Consider the following 20,934-nt stretch of genomic DNA (forward strand, 5'->3'; position numbering starts at 1 on the left):
TGGAAACCCGTCCGCTCCTCGTCGAAACCCTCCTGCCCGGGCAGGAACACCTCACCCTCGACCCGCGACACCAGCGAAGAGAACTCACTCATAAGGCAACCTTTCCACGAAGGCGGAGCCAAGCCCCGCCTGCATAAATGATGTTGATGCGGCCGGCACTCCTTGTCCAATAAGAAATCGTGCTGGCCGTCAGAAGCCCTGCCTATTGGACGCGGTCGCGCGGATGCCGCACGCTTTTCCCGGCGAACTCAAGTCAAGGAGCCGGTATGGGTAATTCGGAAAGCACGGCGGAGATGCACCGTGTGTTCAACACGGCCGCGAACGTGTACGACCAGAGCGGAGTCGACTTCTTCGGCCCCATCGGCCGCCGGCTGGTCGAATTCTCCGGAATTCGCGGCGGTGACTCGGTGCTGGACGTGGGCTGCGGCCGCGGCGCCGTACTCTGGCCCGCCGCGGCGGCCGTGGGCGACACCGGAGAGGTCATCGGAATCGACCTCGCCGAGGAAATGGTCAAGTACGCGGACGCCGACGCGCGGTCGCGGGGCATGACCCAGGTGACCACCCAGGTCATGAACGGCCAGGTGCCGGACTTCCCTGCCGGGCGCTTCGACGCGGTGGTCGGCGGCTTCAGCGTGTTCATCTGGACGCACGGCGCGGCCGAACTGCGCCCCTACCGCACGATCCTGCGGCCCGGCGGTCTCTTCTCGGCCAGCGCGCCCTCCTTCTTCCCCACCGCCACGGGCAAGTGGGGATTCCTTCCCGAGGACGTGCACGACCTGCTGCTGCCGCATCTGACCCAGCCCAAGGAGGGCGATGCCTACGACTGCCCCTTCACCAACATCCACAACAACTGGCTGGTGACTCCCGAGGCCGTCACGGCCACCCTGACCGACGCGGGCTTCACCGACGTGGCCGTCATGGAGGAGGACCTGCCCATCGTCGTGGAGTCCGGGGCCCAGTGGGTCGACTGGACCCGCTCGCACGGCATGCGCCGACTGTGGGACAGGATGCCCGCGCAGGAGGCCGAGGAACTGGCCACCGAGGTCGCCCGGCGCCTGGACCTCCTGCGCTCGGCCGACGGCACGATCACCCTGCCGACCCCGATCGTGTACCTCCGCGGCCGGGCCCCGCAGGCCTGACCGTCACCCCGCCGCGGTCATCCGCCGCAGCCCCGCCCACTCCAGGGCCGCGTACACCCCCACGACCAGCGCGCCGATCAGCATGAACACGATGCCGAACCCGGTGAGCGGGACGAAGTCCCCCGCGGCCACCACCAGGCAGGCGACGGCGGAGCCGAGATTCACCCCGATCACGGCCTTGACCAGGCCTGCCGGGATCACCGGGTACCCCGCGACGAGCGCCAGCGAGGCCGCCCCGCCGAGCTGGAAGAGCCCGAAGCCGATGCTGAAGGCGACCGGCATCCCGGTGGCGGAACCGAGCGGGCCGTAGGCGGCGATGAGCACGGCGGCCATCACGGCGGTGCTGACACTGTCGATACGCAGGACCAGCCGCAGGAAGCGGTCGGACGCCTGCCGGACGGCAGGGTCGGTCGTATGCACGGTCTGTGTCATGGCAGAGCTCCTTCGCACCGGACTGTGCCCCCACCGTGACACGGGACAGGTCGCGGACTCCATGACCTCTGAGGTCATGGAGTCCGCGACCCCGGTGGATACGGTGGAGGGTATGAAGACCGAAGACCCGCCCCGCGTCGGGCTGTTGCTGCGCGACTGGCGCCAGCGCAGGAAGTTCAGCCAGCTCGACCTCGCCCTGCGCGCAGAAACCTCCACCCGGCACCTGTCCTGCGTGGAGACGGGGCGGGCCCGGCCCAGCCGGGAGATGGTGCTGCGGCTCGCCGAGCACCTCGACGTGCCGCTGCGCGACCGCAACAGCCTGCTGCTGGCGGCCGGCTACGCCCCCGCCTATCAGGAGAGCCCCCTGGGCAGCGACCGCATGGCGATGGCACGCCAGGCACTGCGGAGCATGCTGGCCGGCCACGAGCCCTACCCGGCGGCGGTCGTCGACCGGCTCTGGAACATCGTCGACTCCAACCGCGCGATGTCCCTCCTGCTGGACAGCGTCCCGCCGACCCTGACGGCCCAGGGTGCGAACGTGATGCGCCTGATCCTGCACCCGGACGGCCTCCCGCAGCACTGCCTCAACTTCGCGGAGGTCCGCGCCCACGCGCTCGGCCGTCTCCTGCACCAGGCCAACGGCACCGGCCACCCCGAACTGCGGGCGCTGTACGACGAGGTGTCCGCCTACCCGCCGCCACCGGACACCGGCGCCCCGGCCGGCCCGGTCGACGCGACCGGGATGGTCGTCCCGCTGCGGCTGCGCACCCCCTTCGGTGACATGGCACTGTTCAGCATGATCGCCACCTTCGGCGCGCCCGCGGACGTGACGCTGTCCGAACTCGCGGTCGAGACCTTCTTCCCGATGGACGAGGAGACGGCCCGGCTCCTGCGCCTGCACGCGGCGGCGGCCGGCCCGCAGGGCCCCCAGGGCTCCTGACGCGGCGCGGCCCCTCAGCCGGATCCGGCCCCGGTCCGGGCGGCGGCCGGTACGGCTGAGGGCCGGTTCACCTGGTGTCCACCCGGTGTCCAGCCGTCCGTCCGGGATTGTCGGTGGGGTTTGTCGGTCGGGCGTGCTTTGCTGGGGGCATGATCGATGAGTTCCTGGCCCGTGACCTGTCCGATGTGGAAGAGGCCGTACGCAAGGCGGCGGCGATCGAGATCATGCCGAGGTTCCGGCAGCTCGCCGACCACGAGGTGGACGAGAAGACCGGACCGCACGACCTCGTGACCGTCGCCGACCGCAAGGCCGAGGAGCACCTCACGGCCTCCCTCACCCGGCTGCTGCCCGGCTCGGCCGTGGTCGGCGAGGAGGCCGTCCACGCCGACCCGACCGTGTACGGGGCGCTGCGCGCGGAGGCCCCGGTGTGGATCGTGGACCCGGTGGACGGCACCCGGCAGTTCGTCGCCGGCGACCCCGCCTTCTGCACCCTGGTGGCGCTGGCCCACCGCGGGGAGATCCTCGCCTCCTGGACCTTCGCCCCGGCGCTGGACGAGCTGGCGACGGCCGTGCGCGGGCAGGGCTCCTACGTCAACGGCGAGCGGATCCACAGCGGTTCGCCCGAGCCGGGCGCCGAGCTGCGGATCGCGATGGCCCACCCGCTGTACACCTCCGAGGCCGACAAGCGGACCCTCGCCCGGCTCGACGTGCCCGGGGTGGCGGCCCGGCCCTGCGGTTCGGCCGGCCTGGAGTACCTGAAGGTGGCCCGCGGCGAGATGGACGGCCTGGCCTTCACCTGGCCCTCGGCCTGGGACCACGCGGCCGGGCTGCTGCTGGTCGGGGAGGCGGGCGGCGCCCAGAGCACGGTCGAGGGCGTCCCCTTCCGGGTGGACCGGGACAACGTGCTGCCCTTCGCGGTCGGCAGGGACGAGGCCACCGCCCTGCGGATCCGCGAGCTGCTGCGCGGAGCGTAGTCCTAGGAGGGCGTCCGGCGGGGCCGGGCGATGAGGGCCCGTACGTACGGGCGGAATATCCTGGGTGTGGTGGCGCCGCCGGACGAAGGAGTCGCAAGTGCCGTCGATTCTCGATGCGGTCGTGGTGGGGGCGGGGCCCAACGGGCTGACGGCCGCCGTCGAACTGGCCCGGCGCGGCTTCTCGGTAGCCGTCTTCGAAGCCGCCGACGCGGTCGGCGGAGGAGCCCGGACCGAGGAGCTGACCCTCCCCGGCTTCCGCCACGACCCCTGCTCGGCCGTGCACCCGCTCGGCGTCGGTTCGCCGGTCTTCGCCACGATGCCGCTGAAGCGGTACGGGCTGGAGTGGCTGCACCCCCCGCTGCCGATGGCGCACCCCTTCGACGACGGCACGGCCGCGGTCCTCTCCCGTTCGGTCGCGGAGACGGCGGCCTCCTTCGGGCCGCGCGACGCGGGCGCGTACCGGCGGCTGGTGGAGCCCTTCCTCGGCCGGTGGGACACCCTGGCCCGCGACTTCATGTCCCTGCCGAGCACGGCCCTGCCCCGGGACCCGGTCAACCTCGCCCGCTTCGGGCTCGCCGGACTGCCGCCCTCCACCTGGCTGCTGCGCCGCTTCGGCGACGACCGGGCCCGCGCACTCCTCGCCGGGCTCGTCGCGCACGTCAACGCCCCGCTCGGCGGGATCGGGACCGGCGCGGTCGGCCTGGTCTTCGCCCTGGCCGCGCACGCGAACGGCTGGCCGCTGCCGCGCGGGGGCTCGCAGTCCATCTCGGACGCCCTCGCCGCGTACCTGCGCGAGCTCGGCGGGACCGTCCACACCGGCTTCGAGGTGAAGCGCCTCGACGACCTCCCGCCCGCGCGGGCGTACGTCTTCGACACCTCGCCGACCGCGCTGTCGCGGATCGCCCGCCTGGGGCGCGCGTACGACGGCTACCGGTACGGCCCCTCCGTCTTCAAGATCGACTACGCGCTGGACGGCCCGGTCCCGTGGACCGCCGAGGAGCCGCGCCGGGCCGGCACCGTCCAGATCGGCCCGGGCAGCCGCGACATCGACGCCGCCCTGCAGCTCGCCTCCAGCGGCAGGGCCCCGCGCAACCCCTTCCTGATCACCGCGCAGCCCAGCCTCGTCGACCCGGGCCGGGCGCCCGCGGGCAAGCACGTCTTCTGGGCGTACGGGCACGTCCCCGCGGGCTGGGACGGCGACCTCACGGAAGCCGTCGAGCGCCAACTGGAGCGGTTCGCCCCGGGCTTCCGCGACCTGGTCCTGGCCCGCGCCACGGCCGGCCCGCCCCAGCTCGCGGCCCGCAACCCCAATTACGTCGGCGGGGACATCGCCTGCGGAGCCACCTCGGGACTCCAGCTCCTGCTGCGCCCGAAGCCCTCGCTCTTCCCGTACGCGACGGCGCACCCGGCCGTCTTCATCTGTTCCTCGGCGACCCCTCCGGGCCCCGGGGTGCACGGCATGTCCGGCCACAACGCGGCCAAGGCGGTCTGGCGCCGCCTGCGAAAGGAATCCTGATGGTCCGCATCACCCTCGTCCAGGGCGACATCACCGCCGAGAAGGCCGACGCGGTGGTCAACGCCGCGAACTCCTCGCTGCTGGGCGGCGGGGGAGTGGACGGCGCCATCCACCGCCGGGGCGGGCCGGAGATCCTCGCGGCCTGCGAGGACCTGCGCCGCTCCCACTACGGCAAGGGCCTGCCGACGGGCCGGGCCGTCGCCACCACCGCCGGCCGGCTGCCCGCCGACCACGTGATCCACACCGTCGGCCCGGTCTGGTCCCGCGACGAGGACCGCTCGGAGCTGCTGGCCTCCTGCTACCGGGAGTCCCTGCGGGTCGCCGACAAGCTGGGGGCCCGGACGGTCGCCTTCCCGGCCATCTCCACCGGGATCTACGGCTGGCCGATGGACGACGGGGCCAGGATCGCCGTCGAGACGGTGCGGGCTGCCGCGACCTCGGTGGCGGAGGTCCGGTTCGTGCTGTTCGACCGGGCGGCGTACGAGGCCTTCGAGGCGGCCGTCGCGGCCCACCCGTAGGACGCAGGCGTTCCGGGGGCGGCCCCGCTCAGACGGCGGCGCGGCCGACGGACACGGGAGCGGCGGGCGGTACGGGGGCGCCGGACACGCGGCGGCGCAGGGGGGCGAAGGCCAGGAGGTAGCAGAGGCCGCCGAGCGGCATGAAGTCCAGGCTCGACGCCATCGCGGCCGTGCCCAGCACGAAGAGCACCAGCGACCGGGCTGCGTCCCGGCCCCTGAGCGTGGCGAGCAGGGCGGTCATCCCCAGGTAGAGGAAGAACGGCCCGACGGTGTACACCACGGGCATCACCCCGGGAACGTCCTGTACCCGCGCGAATATCTCCTGCATCTCCGGCTTGTCGGCCGCCCGGAGACCGGCGTACAGGTCGATCACCGCCTGCGCGGCGGCCGCGCCCGCACCCACCAGCCCGGCCACCGTCCCGGCGAGGGCCACCCGCCGCCGGACCGGCCCCCCGGAGGCGGCCGCCATCCGGCGCAGCCCCTCGCAGGCCGCCCCGAAGAACAGCACCCCGGCGAGGAAGGCGAGGTGGCCGGTGGTCCACGCGGCTCCGGGCTCCTTGGAACCCGGAGCGAGGAGACGGACGGAGCCGTAGACGATCAGGAGGACGGGGGCGGCGACGAAGGAGAACCGGGTGAGTCTTGCTGCTCGCTCTGTCATGGCTCAACCTTGCGGCCCGCCCGTGCGGCGCCACCATGGGTGATCACCCCGACAACACCCCTACGGCGCCGGCGGGCTGACTGGGGGTCGGTTCAGGGTCGGGGCCGGGTTCCGCCCGGGTGGGGGCGGGGGTAGGTCCTGGACTGCTTGACGCTGCCGTACGCGAAGCTCGATTCGATCGAGGCGATGCCCGGGATGGCGTGGATCCGGTGGCGCACCAGCGCCTCGTAGGCCTCCAGGTCCTCGATGACCACCCGCAGCAGGTAGTCGCTGCTGCCCGCCATCAGGTAGCAGTCCTGGATGTGCTCGATGCCGGCGACGTGCTCCTCGAAGAGCCGCACCGCCTCCGCCGTGTGGCGCTCCAGGCGGATCCGGACGAAGACGGTGACCGGGAGGCCGAAGGCGACCTGGTCGACCATGGCCGTGTAGCCGCGGATGAGGCCCGCCTCCTCCAGCCGCCGGACCCGGCGCAGGCAGGGGGACGGGGACAGCCGGACCCGGTCGGCGAGGTCCTGGTTGGACAGGCGGCCGTCGGCCTGCAACTCCCGGATGATCTGCAGGTCGACCGCGTCCATGGCCGCGCTCCTCGGTTTCTCGGCGTTCCTGGGAGGTCGCCGGGGTCTTCTTCGGCGCTCCTTGGCAGATTCTGCCCCAAACGTATGTCCGAGAGGCAGAACTGGCAATCGGCTGCCCCGCCCCAGGCCCTACCGTTGCCCAGGCACGGACCGGACCGGTCCGGGTCCCAGAGGCTGGAGCGTTTCCCTTGGTCGCGACGAACACCACCGGCGCGGCCGCGCCTCCCGACACGGCAGCCCCGCGGGCCGGAAACCCCGGCCGGCGCGGGCTCTCCCCGCAGGCCCAAGGCATGGCGGCGCTGCTGGTGACCGTGGCCATCTGGGCGGCCTTCGCGCTCAGCGCCCGCGCCCTGAGCGCCTCCTCCCTGCTGCCCGCCGACGCCGCCCTGCTGCGCTTCGGCGTACCGCTCCTCGTCCTGCTGCCCGCCCTGTGGCGGCGCCGCCACCGCATCGCCGCCGTACGGCCGGGCCCGGCAGCCAAGATCATCTGTGGCGCCGGGGTGCCGTTCTTCCTGGCCGCCATGCACGGCGGCGCCCTGACCTCGGCGGCCTTCGTCGGCTCGATCGTCCCCGGCATGGTCCCGCTCTTCGTCAGCGCGCTCATGGCCGCCCGGGGCCACGGAGCGCCCCGCGGCACCCAGCCGGCCGGGCTCGCGCTCATCGCCCTCGGCGTGGCCGCCCTCGTCTGGCGCTACGTCGTCCCGGTGGACGCGGACGTACTCGAAGGGGCCGGCACGCTCCTGGTCGCCAGCGGCCTGTGGGCCCTGTACACCGTCGGGCTGCGCGACGTGGACCTCGACCCGGTGGGGTCCATCGGGCTGCTGTGCCTGCCCTCCTTCGCGGTGATCGGGGTGCTGGTCCTGGCCGGGGTGCTCCCGACGGGGATCGCCCACGCCGCCGGAACCGACATCGCGCTGTTCCTGGTGGTGCAGGGGCTCGGGGTCGGACTGTGCGCGGGCCTGCTGTACGCCTTCGCCATCCGCAGGCTGGGCGCCGAACGCAGCTCCGTCGTGGGCAGCCTGAGCCCCGTCGCCGTCGTCCTGCTCGCCGTCCCGCTGCTCGGCGAATCACCGACCCCGGCCGTACTGGTCGGCGTCCCCCTCATCACCCTGGGCGTCGTCCTCGCCAACCGGCGCCCCCGCACCGGGCCCCGTACCCCCGCCCGCACCCGTACCCGTAACCGCCCCGAGGTCCCCGCAGATGCTTGAGCTCCTTCCCCCGCCGCCCACCGACCCGCTGTGGGACCTGACCTACGAGTTCGGCACCGACGAGCGCCCCGAACGCCTCAACCTCGTCCTCGGCGTCTACCGCGACGCGGCCGGCAGCACCCCGGTCATGGCCGCCGTCCGCGCCGCCGAGATCCGGCTGGCGGAGCGCTCCGAGTCCAAGGAGTACCGCGGGCTCTCCGGCAACGCCGCCTTCAACCGCGCCCTGCTGGGCATGGTCCTGGGCGCCGGCGGACCCGCCGGCCGGGCGGCGGCCGTACAGACCGTCGCCGGCTCCGGGGCGCTGCGGCTGCTGGCCGATCTGATCTGCCGGACCCGCCCCGGCACCACCGTCTGGATCAGCGACCCCGCGTACGTCAACCACCGGCCCATCCTGGAGGCCGCGGGCCTGAACGTGCGCACCTACGCCTGGCGCGACGCGGCGGGCGACTTCGACGCCGACGGGGCGCTGCGGGACCTGGCCGGGGCCCAGCGCGACGACGTCGTCCTGCTCCAGGGCTGCTGCCACAACCCCACCGGGGCCGACCCCTCGCGCCAGGCCTGGGAGGCGCTGGCCGAGCTGGCCGGACGGTCCGGCTGGGTGCCCTTCGTGGACCTCGCCTACCACGGGCTCGGCGACGGGCTGGAGGCCGACCTGTGGGCCACGCGCATGCTGGCGGAGCGGGTGCCGGAGATGCTGATCGCCGTCAGCTGCTCGAAGAACTTCGGCCTCTACAGCGACCGCACCGGCTGCGCCATCGTCCTCGGCGCCTCGGCGCAGGCCCTTCGGCACGCCGAGACGGCCCTGCAGAACGCCGCCCGGACGCTGTACTCCATGCCGCCCGAGCACGGCGCGGCCGTCGTGACGACGATCCTGGAGGACGAGGGGCTGCGGGCCGCCTGGCGGACGGAGCTGGAGGTCATGCGGGGCCGGATCACGGCCAACCGTACGGAGCTGACCGCGCGCCTGGACGCGCTGGGCCACGGAGCCCTCGCCGCGTCCCTCGCCCGGCAGAAGGGCATGTTCTCGATGCTGCCGCTCACCTCGCCCCAGATGCTCCGGCTGCGCAGGCAGTTCGCCGTCTACGGCACCACGTCGGGGCGGATCAACATCGCGGGCATCCCGGCGGACCGGATCCCCTGCCTGGCCAGGGGCATCGCGGGCGTCGTGGACGAGTGAGTCCGAACCGGCCCCTCCCCCGCGGGCGGCACTTCGGCCGCCGACGGGTCCGGACATGACAGTCCCCGGCAGTTCGTCGAGTCCATGAGCCATCCGCCGTCGCCGATGGCTCCCCTGGATCGCGGGTGCTGCCGGGGGCCTGGCCAGAGCCTCGACTAGGGTCACGCGGGCCTCCGGACGTCTCCGGAGGGAGGTGCGGCTCTATCTGGTGTTCCGGTGTATTGATGAGTTTCCTCCCTATTTGCCCCACGTCAAGAGGTGGGGAGGAATCGACCCGCCCGTTCGCCCGCCGAGCCGTCCTCACCGCAGACGCAGCGCCCCGCGCCGAGCCCTCGGATAGGGTGAATCGGTAGGAATCAGGCCCCCCGGGGTGAGGTCGGTGCGTTGGACACTTACCAGTCGGCGAGCGAGGTGCCGGAGCAGCCGGTGGCTGCTGTCGGCTACGCGGGCGTGCTCCGCGAGCTGCTGCCGATCGCCCTGTGGCGGGAAGACGCGGACGGGCGCGTCGTGGAGTGGTCACTGGCCGCGCAGGACCTCCTGGGCCACCGCCCCGAGGACGTCATCGGCCGGCCGGGCACCGCGGTGCTGGTACCCGAAGCCAACCAGGAGCTCGCCGACGAGCTGACCCGACGCGTCCAGTCCGGCGAGACGGTCGTCGGCACCCTGCCGGTGCGCCACCGCGACGGGCACCGGGTGCCGATGGAGATGTGGATCGTGCCCGCCCGCGACCCCCAGGGGCGTACGGGGGCCCTGCTCATCGCCGTGGAGACCTCCCAGGTCCTGCACATGCGGGACTCGCTGGCGGCCCTCCAGAGCCTCTTCACCCAGTCGCCCATCGGCCTCGCCACCCTCGGCCCCGACCTGCGCTTCCTGCGGGTCAACGACGCCCTGGCCCGGATGAACGGGGTCTCCGCCGACGAACACCTGGGCAGACGGCTCACCGAGGTGGTGCCCGGGGTCAACGCCACCGCCCTGGAGGCGATGATGCAGCGGGTCCTCGACGGGGGCACCGCCGTCGTCGACGTCCGCCGCACCGGCCGCACCCCCGCCGATCCCGAGCACGACCGGACCTGGTCCTGCTCCTACGCGCCCCTGCTCGACGGTTCCGGGCGCCGCCTCGGCCTGATCGCCTCCCTGATCGACATCACCGACAGCGAGCGGGCCCAGGCCGACGCCGAACGGGCCCGGCACCGGTTCGCCCTCCTCGCGGAGGCCGGCACCCGCATCGGCACCACCCTGGACCTGCGGCAGACCGCCCAGGAGATCGTGGAGGTCCTCGTACCGCAGCTCGCGGACTCCGCCGACGTACAGCTCCTCGAAACGGTGCTCGAACCCGACGAGGCCGCGGCGTCGACGCACGGCGTCCTGCGCCGGCTGGCGGCCACCTTCCCCGACCCGACCGCGCCCACCGCGAAACTCACCGCCGGCCAGACCTTCCGGATCCCCACCGGCACGGTCTACGAGGGAGTCATCGCCGAGGGCCGGCCCATGAACCTGTACACCTCCGACATCCCGGCGCTGATCAAGGACCCGCGCGCCGAGCAGCTGCGCGCCTACCTCGCCACCCTCGGGTCGGCCCGCATGATCCCGCTGGTCGCGCGCGGCACGGTGCTCGGGGCGGTCGCCGTGACCCGCACGCGCGAACGGGAGCCCTTCGACGAGGAGGACTGCGTACTGATCGACGAACTGGTCGCGCGCGCGGCCCTCAACATCGACAACGCCCGGATGTACACCCGTCAGCGGCAGGCCGCCCTGACCCTCCAGCGCAGTCTCACCAACAGTGCGCTGCCCGAGGTCGCGGCCCTGGAACTGACCGGGCGATACCTGCCGGCCAGCGACCACGACGTGGGCGGGGACTGGTTCGACGTCATCAGGCTGCCCGGCGGGCGGACCGGACTGGTCATCGGGGACGTCATGGGCCACGGGATCCACGCCGCGGCCGTGATGGGCCAGCTGCGCACGGCCGTACGGACCCTCGCGCGCCTGGACGTGCCCCCGGCGCAGCTGCTCCGCTCGCTCGACGCGGTCGTGGCGGACCTGGGGGAGGACGAGATGGCGACCTGCGTCTACGCCGTCCACGACCCGGGGACGGGCACCTGCGCGATCGCCCGGGCGGGCCACCCCCCGCCGGCCGTGGTCGGCCCCGACGGGCGGATCACCTTCCTCGGCGGCCCGCCGGGGACCCCGCTGGGCACGGGCGGGCGGGACTTCCCCGCGCAGGAGGTCCGGCTGCCCCCGGGGAGCCTGCTCGTGCTCTACACCGACGGCCTCATCGAGGCCCGGGACCGGGACCTCGACCAGGGCATGGACCAGCTGGCGCAGGCGCTCGGCGGGGCGGAGCAGCCCTTGGACGCGCTGTGCGACGGGATCCTGGAGCGGCTGCTGCCGTACGCCCCGCAGGACGACGTGGCGGTGCTGCTGGCCCGCACCCGGCAGCCCTGACGGGCCGGGCGGGGGGAGCGGGGCGGGACGAGGAGCGGGGCGGGACCGGGCCGGGCCGGGAGCGGGCCGGGACCGGGCGCCGGGCCGCCGGTCACCAGGCCAGGTCCTCCAGCGCGTCGAGGTCCAGCTCCGCCACCCCCGGCAGTTCCCCGCCCCCGGTCAGCGGCAGCTCGGCCCAGATGACCTTGCCGCGGTTCGTGTAGCGGGTGCCCCACCGCTCGGCGTACTGCGCGACGAGGAACAGCCCCCGCCCGCCCTCGTCCGTGGTGGCCGCGTACCGCAGGTGCGGGGAGGTGCTGCTGCCGTCGGAGACCTCGACGATCAGGTTCCGGTCGCGCAGCAGGCGGACCCGTACGGGCGCGCTCCCGTACCGGATGGCGTTGGTGATCAGCTCGCTGAGGATCAGCTCGGTGGTGAAGGCGATGTCCTCCAGGCCCCACGCGCTGAGCTGCGCCGAGCCCGCGTTGCGCACCCGGGAGACGGCCGACGGGTCGCCGGGCACCTCCCACTCGGCGATCCGGTCGGCCTCCAGCCGCCGGGTGTCGGCGATCAGCAGCGCGATGTCGTCGCTCGGCACCGGGAACAGCAGCGCGGCGAGCACGTCCGCACAGGCCTGGTCGGGGCTGCGGCCGGGCCGCGACAGGGCCTCGCCCAGCAGCCCCAGCCCGGTGTCGAAATCGCGGTCGCGGTCCTCCACCAGGCCGTCGGTGAACAGCGCGAGCCGGCTGTCCTCGGGCAGCTGGAACTCGGCGGCCTCGAAGGGCATGCCGCCCACGCCCAGCGGCAGCCCGGTGGGCAGCTCGGGGAACTCCACCCACCCGTCGGGGCTGACCAGCGCGGGACCGGGGTGCCCGGCGCTGGCCATCACGCACCGCCCGGAGACCGGGTCGTAGACGGCGTACAGGCAGGTGGCGCCGGTGACCTGGGCGGGCTCGCCCACACCCTCCGAGGCCCCGCCGTCCTCGCCCTCGCCCGAGCCACCGCCACCGCTCTCGTTCTGGTCGATCCGGTTGATCAGCTCGTCCAGGTGGCCGAGGAGTTCGTCGGGAGGCAGGTCGAGCGTCGAGAAGTTGTGCACGGCGGTCCGCAGCCGCCCCATCGTGGCCGCGGCGTGCACCCCGTGGCCGACGACGTCGCCGACGACCAGCGCCACGCGCGCCCCCGGCAGCGGGATCACGTCGAACCAGTCCCCGCCCACACCGGCCTTCGCCGGCAGGTAGCGGAAGGCGACGTCCACGGCGTTCTGGTCGGGCAGCACCCGGGGCAGCAGGCTGCGCTGGAGCGTCACGGCCATGGCGTGCTCGCGGGTGAAGCGGCGGGCGTTGTCGATGGAGACCGCGGCGCGCGCCGCCAGCTCCTCGGCGAAGGACAGGTCCTCCTCGTCGAAGGGCTCCGGGGTGTCGGCGGCCCGCCAGAAGTTGGCCATGCCGAGGACGACTCCCCGCGCCTGGAGCGGTACGGAGATCAGCGAGTGCAGCCCGTAGCCGAGGGCCAGCCGCGTCCCCTCGGAGTCCTGGGCGCGCCAGCCCATCGCGGCGTTCAGATCGGCGGCGAGCACCCCGTGCCCGGCGTCCAGGGCCGCGGCCATCGGCGCCGTCGGCACCTCGAAGCGGATGACGTCGCCGACCGGCTGGAGCGGCTGGTCCGTGCGGACACCGCTCATGGCCGCCCGGCGCATCTCGGTGAAATGGCCGCTGACCAGCGAGGGTTCGTCCCCGCGCAGCACCGGGTCCAGCAGTTCCACGGTGGCGAAGTCGGCGAAGCGCGGGACGGCCACCTCCGAGAGCTCCTCGGCGGTGCGCACCACGTCCAGGGTGGTGCCGATCCGCACCCCCGCGTCGTACAGCAGTTGGAGCCTGCTGCGGGCCACCTCGGCCCGGCCGGAGAGCGCGGCGAGCTCGGTGGAGTCGCGCAGCGTCATGACGGTGCCGGAGGGCTGGCCCGCGTACGGCTTGGTGGGCCGGACGTTGACCGCGAGCAGCCGGTCGCCCGCCCGGTGCACCTCGTCCGTCGCGATCCGGCCGGAGGTGAGCAGCTGCGCGGTGCGCGGGTCGAGGCCGAGGTCGCCGACGTGCCGCTGTTCGGGTTCGGGGGGCAGGTCGAGGAGCCGGCGGGCCTCGTCGTTGGCGAGGACGAGCCGGTGGTCGGCGTCGATGATGAGGACGCCCTCGCGCACGGCGTGCAGGACCGCCTCGTGGTGCTCGTTCATCCGGGTCATCTCGGCGGCGCCCAGGCCGTGGGTCTGGCGCCGCACGCGGCGGCTGACCAGCGCGGCTCCGCCGGTGCCGAGGAGGAGGGCGCCCGCGGCGGCGCCCAGCAGGAGCGGGAGCTGGTCCTCGACCGCGTCGGAGACGTTCGCCACCTCGATGCCGGTGCCGACCAGGCCGACGACGGTCCCGCGGGAGTCGCGTACGGGAACCACCGCGCGGACGGCGTCGCTCGGCTCGCCCGTGAAGGTCTCGGTGAAGGACTGCCCGGCCGCGGCGCGCGCCAGGTCGCCGGTGGCGCGCTGGCCGATCAGCTCCGGCCGCGAGTCGGTGTAGCGGATCCCGTCGGTGCTCATCACGGCGAGGAAGTCCAGGCCCGAGGCCTTGCGGGCGGCCTCGGCCAAGGGCTGGAGCCGGGCGGTCGGGTCCGGGGTGAGCAGAGCCTCGGGGAGACCGGGGGCGTGGGCGAAGGACTCGGCGGCCGCGAGGGAGCGGTTGGCGGCGTCGCGGCGGCTGTCGTAGCGGGCCTGGACCACGAGGGCGGCCGCGGCGGCGGCGATCAGCAGCAGCACGATCACCGCCTGGAGGGCGAAGACCTGACCGGCGACGCTGTGGACCCACTTGGACAGGCGCGCGACGACGCGCTGGCCCCATCCGGTCGGCTGCCGACCAAAACGTCCGGTCATGAGCCATTTCTAACACTGTCGCGGGAGTTTGGGAGTGGCTGCCGGTACGGAGGTCACCGGGCGGTGCGGCCCGGCTCGGCCGTCCACCGGGCCGGCGGGCGGCTCACCGCGGGCGGCCGCCCTCCCGGGGGAGCCGCACGCGGCGGCGGCCCGGCCCCCTGTGGGGATCCGGGCCGCCGCCGTACGGGGTGGGTCAGAGGACGTCGGCGGCGATGTTCGCCGCGACCTGCTCCAGCAGGGGACCCGCGTTCGGGATGGACTTCGCCGGGTCGGGCTCCAGGTCCGTCAGCGGGTACGCCCGGCGGATGCCGGCCGCCTCCAGGGCCTCCTGGCCCAGCAGCAGGCGGCCGCAGACGGCCACCACCGGCTTGCCCGCCGCGCGCGCGGCTGCCGCCACGCCCGCCGGGGCCTTGCCGTGAAGGGTCTGCTCGTCCAGCGAGCCCTCACCGGTGATGACCAGCGTGGCCCGCTCCAGGGCCGGGGCGAAGCCCAGCACCTCCAGCATCAGCTCGATGCCGGGACGGAACGTGGCGCCGAGCAGCAGGGCCCCGTAGCCGATGCCGCCCGCGCCGCCGGCACCCGGGAGCACCGCGCATTCGGCGGCCTTCGCGCCGATCGACTTCTCCAGCACCACCGCGAAGTGGGCCAGGGCCGCGTCGAGCGTCGCCACGTCCTCGGGCGAGGCGCCCTTCTGCGGGCCGTAGACCGCGGGCGCGCCCTTCGGGCCGGTCAGCGGGTTGTCCACGTCGCTGGCGAGGACGAAGTCCACCTCGGCGAAGCGCGGGTCGACGCCGGACAGGTCGGCCGAGGCCAGCCCGGCCAGCGCGCCGCCGCCCGGACCGACCGGTTCGCCGTTCGCATCCAGGAACACGGCGCCCAGCGCGGCCAGCATGCCGGCGCCGCCGTCGGTGGTGGCGCTGCCGCCCACACCGAAGACGATCGAGCGCGCGCCCGCGTCCAGCGCGGCCTTCAGCAGCTCGCCCGAGCCGTACGTGGTGGCCGTCAGCGGCGCGAAGGTGCCCGCCGGGAGCAGCTGCAGCCCGGAGGCCTCCGCCATCTCGACCACCGCGGTGCCCTCGCGCAGCGCGAAGGCGGCCGTGACCTGGTCACCGAGCGGTCCGGTGACCCGTACCTCCCGGCGCTCGAAACCGGCCGCCACCGCGGCCGCGACCGTGCCGTCGCCGCCGTCCGCGACGGGGAGGGTCTCGATCTCCACGTCCGGTACGGCCTTGCGAAGGCCCGCCGTCACCCGCTCCGCGACCTGAACGGCCGTGAGCGAGCCCTTGAATTTGTCCGCGGCGATGAGCACGCGCGCGGTCTCAGTTACTGCTCCGTCCGTCACCTTGCTATTCCCTTGCTATCGAACAGTGCAGTCGCGCCGCCATGAGCTTATCCGGAGGATCCTCCTATGCCCATGAGTGGCCTGGGCCACACCCGGCGCGCCATACCCCTAAAGGGGGATATACGCCTGCATAGTGTGGCCGCATGAGCGCGGATTCACTGGAACAGTCACGTCCGGACTCCCCGGGCGGCGGCTCCGGCGGACCGGCCGGGGGCACGCCCGACCTCACCGTCGTGACCGTGGGTGTGATCGCCGTGCTGGCCGTCGTCGGCTGGGCGGCGCTCGCCAAGGGCTCCTTCGACACCGCGTCGAGCACCGCGCTCGCCTGGGTCCTGGACAACTTCGCCTGGCTGTTCGTGATCGCCGCCGATGTCTTCCTCGTCATGTGCGTCGTGCTCGCGGTCAGCCGCTTCGGCCGGATCCGCCTCGGCGCCGACGACTCCGAGCCCGAGTTCACCAACCTCGCGTGGATCGCCATGATGTTCAGCGCGGGCATGGGCATCGGCCTGATGTTCTACGGGGTGGGGGAGCCGCTCACCCACTACCTCAACCCGCCCCCCGCCTCCGGGGCCGCCCCCGCCACGGGCGCCTCGGCGCTCGCGGCCATGGAGTACTCCTTCTTCCACTGGACGCTGACCCCGTGGGCGATCTACGGCATCGCCGGTCTCGCCCTCGCCTACGCGACCTTCCGCAAGGGCCGCGGCAACCGCCTCAGCTCCGCCTTCGTCCCGCTGATGGGCGAGGAGCGGGCGAACGGACGGCCCGGCAAGGCCATCGACCTGCTCGCCGTCTTCGCCACCGTCTTCGGCACCGCCACCAGCCTCGGGCTCGGGGCGCTCCAGGTGTCCAAGGGGCTCAGCCTCACCACCGGGATCGAGGACTCCACCGGCGTCGAACTGGTCATCATCGCCTCGCTCTCGGCGGCCTTCGTCCTCTCGGCCTTCTCCGGCCTGCACAAGGGGGTCAAATGGCTGAGCACCATCAACATCGTGCTCGCCGCCACCCTGATGCTCTTCGTCTTCCTCCTCGGCCCGACCGTCTACGTCCTCGACGTGATCCCCTCCAGCGTCGGCGGTTACCTGCACCAGCTGCTCCCCATGGCCAGCCGCACCGGCGCCTTCACCGACTCCGCGTGGCTCGGCGCGTGGACGATCTTCTACTGGGCGTGGTGGCTCTCCTGGGCGCCCTTCGTCGGCACCTTCATCGCCCGCATCTCGCGCGGCCGCACCATCCGCGAGTTCCTCATCGGCGTACTGCTCGTCCCCAGCGGGGCCACCGTGATCTGGTTCTGCGTGATGGGCGGCACCGCAATCCGCCTCGACTCCACCGGCGCGGTGGACTTCGCCGCCAAGATCAAGGACGGGACGGAGGCCTCGCTCTTCGCGATGCTGGACGCCCTGCCGCTCTCCGCGGTCACCTCGTGGGTCGCCATGCTCCTGGTCATGACCTACTTCGTCACCAGCGCCGACTCGGCCTCGCTGGTGATGGGCTCGCTCACCAGCCGCGGCTCCCTGCACCCGCCCACCTGGCTCGTCGTCACCTGGGGCGTGCTGATGGCCGCCGTCGCCGCCGTGCTGCTCGTCGCGGGCGGCCTGAAGTCCCTCCAGACCGCCACCATCCTGGTCGCGCTGCCCTTCGTCATCGTCATGCTGCTGCTGTGCTGGGCCCTGGTGAAGGAACTCCGCGAGGACCCCGGGGCCGGACCCGCCCGCCACCACGCCCTGCACGGCATGCGGGACGCGGTCCGGGCCATGGTCGGCGACGCCCTCACCGAGCAGGGCGCCGACCGCCACCCGCGGCTGCGGCGCGTCGCCGACTCCAAGGCCCAGGGCCGCGAGGACGGCGGCCCCGGCGCCCCAGGGGCGTGATCCCCGCACCATGATCCGCGGACCCCGGGACGGCTGGGTAGGGTTGCGGCGTGACCACCACGGATGACTACGCCACCTACATCGCGAGCCTGCCCCGGGTGCTGGCCGGAGCGGCCGCCCTCTACCGGGACGCCGAGGGCCGGGTGCTGCTCGTCGAGCCCAACTACCGCGAGGGCTGGGCCCTGCCGGGCGGCACCGTCGAGTCGGACCAGGGCGAGTCGCCGCGCACCGCCGCCCGCCGCGAGAGCGCCGAGGAGATCGGCATCGACGTACCGCTCGGCCGGCTGCTCGCCGTCGACTGGGTGCTGGGCACGGCCCGCCCGCCGATCGTCGCGTACCTCTACGACGGCGGGGTGCTGGACGCGGCACAGCTCGCCTCCGTCAAGCTCCAGGAGGAAGAGCTGATCTCCTGGCGGCTGGTGGAGCCCGCCGAACTCACCGCCTACCTGCCCGGAGCGCTCGGCCTGCGCACCGTCGAGGCCTGCCGCGTCCTCCAGTCGGGCGAGGGGACGGTCGAATTGGAGAACGGCCGCCGCCCCGCCGCCTCGTGACATTCAGGGCCCCGTGACCGTGCCGACGCCGAGCAGGACAGAATCCAGTAAATGATCACCATGTACGCCTGGCCCAGCACCGCCGACGGACCCGAAGCCCTCCCCATGGTCCACTTCACCACCGACCAGCAGGCCGGAGGTGAGGTCACTGCCGAGGGGACGCCGGTCTGGCTGTTCGACACCGCGATACGCGAGGGCGGCTGGGCCCAGTTCACCGACTTCGACGGCTGGTCCGTGCCCGCGACCGGCTGGCAGGCCTTCTACCGCCGCGAGGACGACCTCCTCGCCGTCACCGGCCCCGGCTCCTGCGAGGGCTGGTACCAGGGCAACCTCGGCGCGGACCCCGACTGGGTGGAGGCGGCCGCCGCCCAGCAGAGCGTGGTCCTGCTCGCCGCCCCCGTCCAGCACCCGTCGCTCTACAGCTACGCGGTGGAGGCCGGTGCCGCCTTCGCCCTGCTCGTCCCGCTCGCCGTCGTCTGACGGACCGCCGCCCCCGGCGCTACTTCTTCTCCAGCTCCAGCAGCCGCACCTTGCGGTCCAGCCCGCCGCCGTAGCCCGTCATCGCGCCCGAGGCGCCGATGACGCGGTGGCACGGGACGATGATGCTGACCGGGTTCTTCCCGTTGGCCAGGCCCACCGCCCGCGAGGCGTTCGGCTTGCCGAGCTCCGTCGCGAGCCGCCCGTACGACCAGGTCTCGCCGTAGGGGATCCGCAACAGCTGGTCCCACACGCTGCGCTGGAACTCGGTGCCCTCCAGGTGCACCGGGACGGTGAACTCCGTGAGCTCCCCGGCGAAGTACGCCGTCAGCTCGCGGACCACCTCCGCGAACGGGGCCGCGCTCGCCGGCACCCGTTCCCCGAAGGTCTCCTCACCGGGCCGGTGCCGGTGGTCGGTCATGTACAGGGCGCTGAGGACCCCGCCGGTGGAGACCAGGGTGAGCGGCCCGAGCGGGCTGTCGACGAGGGTGTACTGCTTGCTGGTGGTGCTCATGGATGCGCTCCTCAGACGGGCAGGTGGTTGATGGCGTGGTCCTCGGCGGCCCACAGGTACTGGACGGCGTACGCGCGCCAGGGCCGCCAGTCGGCCGCCCGGGCGGTCAGGGCGCTGGGGGTGGCGGGCAGCCCGAGCCCCCGCGCCGCCCGCCGGACCCCGAGGTCGGACGGCAGGAAGGCGTCGGGGTCGCCGAGCGCCCGCATCGCGATCACCTCCGTGGTCCACGGGCCGAAGCCGGGCAGCGCCGAGAGCTGCGCCCGCGCGGCCTCCCAGTCGCTGTCGATGCCGAGCGGAAGCGAACCGTCGGCGAGCGCCGCGACCAGCGTGGTGAGCGTGGTGCGCCGGCTGCGCGGCAGGGCCAGCGCCTCCGGGTCCAGCCCGGCCAGCGCGTGCGGCGAGGGGAAGAGGTGCGTCAGCCCGCCCTGCGGGTCCTCCACGCGCTCCCCGTACGCGGTGACCAGCCGGGCGGCGTGCGTCCGGGCGGCCGCCGTGGACACCTGCTGGCCCAGCACCGCCCGTACGGCGAACTCCGCGGCGTCCACCGTACGGGGGACCCGGCGCCCGGGGGCCTTGTCCACGAGCGGGGCCAGCAGCGGGTCGGAGCGCAGCTGACCGTCGACCGCCTCGGGATCGGCGTCCAGGTCGAGCATCCAGCGGCACCGGCTGATGGCGATGGTGAGGTCGCGCAGGTCGGTGAGGGCCAGCCGGCAGCCGATGTGGTCGGGCTGCGGGGTCAGGGCGACGACTCCGGTGCCGTAGGGCAGGCGCAGGGTGCGGCGGTAGGCGCCGTCGCGCCACTCCTCGACGCCGGGAACGGCCGTCGCGGCGAGGTGGCCGAAGAGGTTGTCGGGGTTCAGCGGGGTCCGGAACGGCAGCCGCAGGCTGATCGTCCCCGGGATCCGCGGCTCGGCCTCCTTGCGGCGGCTGGCCTTCGCCGCCTTGTCCCGCAGCTCGCTGGGGGAGAGGGCGAAGACCTCGCGGACGGTGTCGTTGAAGGTGCGGATGGAGGAGAACCCGGCGGCGAAGGCGACGTCGCCCATCGGCAGCTCGGAGGTCTCGATGAGCAGCCGCGCGGTCTGGGCGCGCTGGGCCCGGGCGAGGGCCAGCGGCCCGGCGCCGAGTTCGGCATTGAGCTGCCGCTCGACCTGGCGGGTCGAGTAGCCGAGGCGGGTCGCGAGTCCGGGAACGCCCTCGCGGTCGACGACCCCGTCCTGGATGAGCCGCATGGCCCGGGCCACGGCGTCGGCGCGGGCGTTCCACTCGGGGGAGCCGGGGCTGGTGTCGGGCCGGCACCGCTTGCAGGCCCGGAACCCGGCCTGCTGGCAGGCGGCGGCGCTGGGCAGGAACGTCATGTTCTCGACCTTGGGCGGAACCGCGGGGCAGCTGGGCCGGCAGTAGATCCGGGTGGTCAGGACAGCGGTGAAGAACCAGCCGTCGAAGCGGGCGTCCTTCGACTGCACGGCTCTGACGCAGCGCTCGGTGTCGGTGTGCATGGCTCCAGGATCCCGGGTGCGATCCACTGAGGCTGGCGGTTTTCCGACACCAAGCGTACTGGCGCTGCCGGTCCTGCGGGTCGTGTGCGCTGCCCTCCACGCAGCCGGCCCCCGGCTCCGCCCAGGCCCCTGGGGCTCCGCCCCAGACCCCGCGCCTCAATCGCCGGCGGGGCTGGATTGCCCCTGCCGTCGGCCGGTGCGGCAAAAGCCGGCC

General features: G+C 73.7%; 18 protein-coding genes. 11 read left to right on the forward strand and 7 right to left on the reverse strand.

The window, feature by feature from the left end:
• Window positions 1-266: 266 nt before the first annotated feature.
• Window positions 267-1,139, forward strand: coding sequence for a class I SAM-dependent methyltransferase (locus AB0D94_RS35720; RefSeq protein WP_362061350.1), 873 nt, complete (start codon window positions 267-269; stop codon window positions 1,137-1,139).
• A 3-nt stretch (window positions 1,140-1,142) separates the two neighbouring features.
• Here the strand turns inward: AB0D94_RS35720 and AB0D94_RS35725 are convergent, their stop codons facing one another.
• Entirely contained in the window at window positions 1,143-1,571 is a 429-nt protein-coding gene (locus AB0D94_RS35725; RefSeq protein ID WP_362061353.1) for a hypothetical protein, read from the reverse strand.
• A gap of 112 nt (window positions 1,572-1,683) precedes the next feature.
• Here AB0D94_RS35725 and AB0D94_RS35730 point away from each other — a divergent pair, with 112 nt between their 5' ends.
• From AB0D94_RS35730 to AB0D94_RS35745, 4 genes are all read left to right on the forward strand, one after another.
• Window positions 1,684-2,511, forward strand: coding sequence for a helix-turn-helix transcriptional regulator (locus tag AB0D94_RS35730; RefSeq protein ID WP_362061356.1), 828 nt, complete (start codon window positions 1,684-1,686; stop codon window positions 2,509-2,511).
• 149 nt (window positions 2,512-2,660) lie between these two features.
• A complete protein-coding gene (locus tag AB0D94_RS35735; RefSeq protein WP_362061359.1) occupies window positions 2,661-3,485 on the forward strand; it encodes an inositol monophosphatase family protein in 825 nt (274 codons plus the stop codon).
• Between the two features lie 106 nt (window positions 3,486-3,591).
• Window positions 3,592-5,001 (forward strand): NAD(P)/FAD-dependent oxidoreductase, encoded by a 1,410-nt coding sequence (locus AB0D94_RS35740; protein WP_362061400.1) that lies wholly within the window; start codon window positions 3,592-3,594, stop codon window positions 4,999-5,001.
• Entirely contained in the window at window positions 5,001-5,519 is a 519-nt protein-coding gene (locus AB0D94_RS35745) for an O-acetyl-ADP-ribose deacetylase (RefSeq protein ID WP_362061362.1), read from the forward strand. The genes AB0D94_RS35740 and AB0D94_RS35745 overlap by 1 nt, the downstream gene beginning before the upstream one ends.
• 28 nt (window positions 5,520-5,547) lie before the next feature.
• On the opposite strand, the gene AB0D94_RS35750 is transcribed toward AB0D94_RS35745, so the two are convergent.
• Both AB0D94_RS35750 and AB0D94_RS35755 read right to left on the reverse strand, forming a co-directional pair.
• On the reverse strand, window positions 5,548-6,177 hold the full coding sequence (locus tag AB0D94_RS35750; RefSeq protein ID WP_362061364.1) for a hypothetical protein: 630 nt from the start codon (window positions 6,175-6,177) through the stop codon (window positions 5,548-5,550).
• 92 nt (window positions 6,178-6,269) lie between these two features.
• Window positions 6,270-6,752, reverse strand: a complete 483-nt coding sequence (locus AB0D94_RS35755; RefSeq protein WP_362061367.1) for an Lrp/AsnC family transcriptional regulator — start codon at window positions 6,750-6,752, stop codon at window positions 6,270-6,272.
• Window positions 6,753-6,940: 188 nt separating this feature from the next.
• Between AB0D94_RS35755 and AB0D94_RS35760 the strand changes: the two genes are divergently transcribed.
• The 3 genes from AB0D94_RS35760 (at window position 6,941) to AB0D94_RS35770 (ending at window position 11,579) form a co-directional block, all read left to right on the forward strand.
• Window positions 6,941-7,960 (forward strand): DMT family transporter, encoded by a 1,020-nt coding sequence (locus tag AB0D94_RS35760; RefSeq protein WP_362061370.1) that lies wholly within the window; start codon window positions 6,941-6,943, stop codon window positions 7,958-7,960.
• Complete coding sequence (locus tag AB0D94_RS35765; RefSeq protein WP_362061373.1) at window positions 7,953-9,137, forward strand: aromatic amino acid transaminase; 1,185 nt, start codon at window positions 7,953-7,955, stop codon at window positions 9,135-9,137. Before AB0D94_RS35760 ends, AB0D94_RS35765 begins: the two co-directional genes overlap by 8 nt.
• A 384-nt stretch (window positions 9,138-9,521) precedes the next feature.
• A complete protein-coding gene (locus tag AB0D94_RS35770; RefSeq protein WP_362061376.1) occupies window positions 9,522-11,579 on the forward strand; it encodes a SpoIIE family protein phosphatase in 2,058 nt (685 codons plus the stop codon).
• Between the two features lie 91 nt (window positions 11,580-11,670).
• Here AB0D94_RS35770 and AB0D94_RS35775 read toward each other — a convergent pair whose 3' ends face one another.
• Window positions 11,671-14,472: a SpoIIE family protein phosphatase gene (locus AB0D94_RS35775; protein WP_362061379.1), complete on the reverse strand. Its 2,802-nt coding sequence runs from the start codon at window positions 14,470-14,472 to the stop codon at window positions 11,671-11,673.
• A gap of 193 nt (window positions 14,473-14,665) precedes the next feature.
• Complete coding sequence (locus AB0D94_RS35780; protein WP_362061382.1) at window positions 14,666-15,814, reverse strand: glycerate kinase; 1,149 nt, start codon at window positions 15,812-15,814, stop codon at window positions 14,666-14,668.
• Window positions 15,815-15,957: 143 nt separating this feature from the next.
• On the opposite strand from AB0D94_RS35780, the gene AB0D94_RS35785 reads away from it, so the two are divergent.
• From AB0D94_RS35785 to AB0D94_RS35795, 3 genes are read left to right on the forward strand one after another with little or no spacing between them, the layout of a single operon-like run.
• Window positions 15,958-17,682, forward strand: a complete 1,725-nt coding sequence (locus AB0D94_RS35785) for a BCCT family transporter (RefSeq protein ID WP_362061385.1) — start codon at window positions 15,958-15,960, stop codon at window positions 17,680-17,682.
• A 50-nt stretch (window positions 17,683-17,732) separates the two neighbouring features.
• A complete protein-coding gene (locus tag AB0D94_RS35790) occupies window positions 17,733-18,233 on the forward strand; it encodes an NUDIX hydrolase (RefSeq protein WP_362061388.1) in 501 nt (166 codons plus the stop codon).
• A 51-nt stretch (window positions 18,234-18,284) separates the two neighbouring features.
• Window positions 18,285-18,713 carry a hypothetical protein gene (locus AB0D94_RS35795; protein ID WP_362061391.1) on the forward strand — a complete coding sequence of 143 codons (429 nt, stop codon included), beginning with the start codon at window positions 18,285-18,287 and terminating at the stop codon, window positions 18,711-18,713.
• Between the two features lie 19 nt (window positions 18,714-18,732).
• Here AB0D94_RS35795 and AB0D94_RS35800 read toward each other — a convergent pair whose 3' ends face one another.
• Window positions 18,733-19,224 (reverse strand): methylated-DNA--[protein]-cysteine S-methyltransferase, encoded by a 492-nt coding sequence (locus tag AB0D94_RS35800; RefSeq protein WP_362061394.1) that lies wholly within the window; start codon window positions 19,222-19,224, stop codon window positions 18,733-18,735.
• Window positions 19,225-19,235: 11 nt separating this feature from the next.
• Window positions 19,236-20,720 (reverse strand): AlkA N-terminal domain-containing protein, encoded by a 1,485-nt coding sequence (locus AB0D94_RS35805; protein ID WP_362061397.1) that lies wholly within the window; start codon window positions 20,718-20,720, stop codon window positions 19,236-19,238.
• Window positions 20,721-20,934: the final 214 nt, after the last annotated feature.

Source organism: Streptomyces sp. NPDC048255 (genome assembly GCF_040652415.1).
Lineage (GTDB): Bacteria > Actinomycetota > Actinomycetes > Streptomycetales > Streptomycetaceae > Streptomyces.

What these genes read in the sequence shown, in the direction of transcription:
- AB0D94_RS35720 (WP_362061350.1), top strand. Translation starts at nt 267, where the DNA reads ATGGGTAATTCGGAAAGCACGGCGGAGATGCACCGTGTGTTCAACACG.
- AB0D94_RS35725 (WP_362061353.1), bottom strand. Translation starts at nt 1,571, where the DNA reads ATGACACAGACCGTGCATACGACCGACCCTGCCGTCCGGCAGGCGTCC.
- AB0D94_RS35730 (WP_362061356.1), top strand. Translation starts at nt 1,684, where the DNA reads ATGAAGACCGAAGACCCGCCCCGCGTCGGGCTGTTGCTGCGCGACTGG.
- AB0D94_RS35735 (WP_362061359.1), top strand. Translation starts at nt 2,661, where the DNA reads ATGATCGATGAGTTCCTGGCCCGTGACCTGTCCGATGTGGAAGAGGCC.
- AB0D94_RS35745 (WP_362061362.1), top strand. Translation starts at nt 5,001, where the DNA reads ATGGTCCGCATCACCCTCGTCCAGGGCGACATCACCGCCGAGAAGGCC.
- AB0D94_RS35750 (WP_362061364.1), bottom strand. Translation starts at nt 6,177, where the DNA reads ATGACAGAGCGAGCAGCAAGACTCACCCGGTTCTCCTTCGTCGCCGCC.
- AB0D94_RS35755 (WP_362061367.1), bottom strand. Translation starts at nt 6,752, where the DNA reads ATGGACGCGGTCGACCTGCAGATCATCCGGGAGTTGCAGGCCGACGGC.
- AB0D94_RS35765 (WP_362061373.1), top strand. Translation starts at nt 7,953, where the DNA reads ATGCTTGAGCTCCTTCCCCCGCCGCCCACCGACCCGCTGTGGGACCTG.
- AB0D94_RS35775 (WP_362061379.1), bottom strand. Translation starts at nt 14,472, where the DNA reads ATGACCGGACGTTTTGGTCGGCAGCCGACCGGATGGGGCCAGCGCGTC.
- AB0D94_RS35785 (WP_362061385.1), top strand. Translation starts at nt 15,958, where the DNA reads ATGAGCGCGGATTCACTGGAACAGTCACGTCCGGACTCCCCGGGCGGC.
- AB0D94_RS35795 (WP_362061391.1), top strand. Translation starts at nt 18,285, where the DNA reads ATGATCACCATGTACGCCTGGCCCAGCACCGCCGACGGACCCGAAGCC.
- AB0D94_RS35800 (WP_362061394.1), bottom strand. Translation starts at nt 19,224, where the DNA reads ATGAGCACCACCAGCAAGCAGTACACCCTCGTCGACAGCCCGCTCGGG.
- AB0D94_RS35805 (WP_362061397.1), bottom strand. Translation starts at nt 20,720, where the DNA reads ATGCACACCGACACCGAGCGCTGCGTCAGAGCCGTGCAGTCGAAGGAC.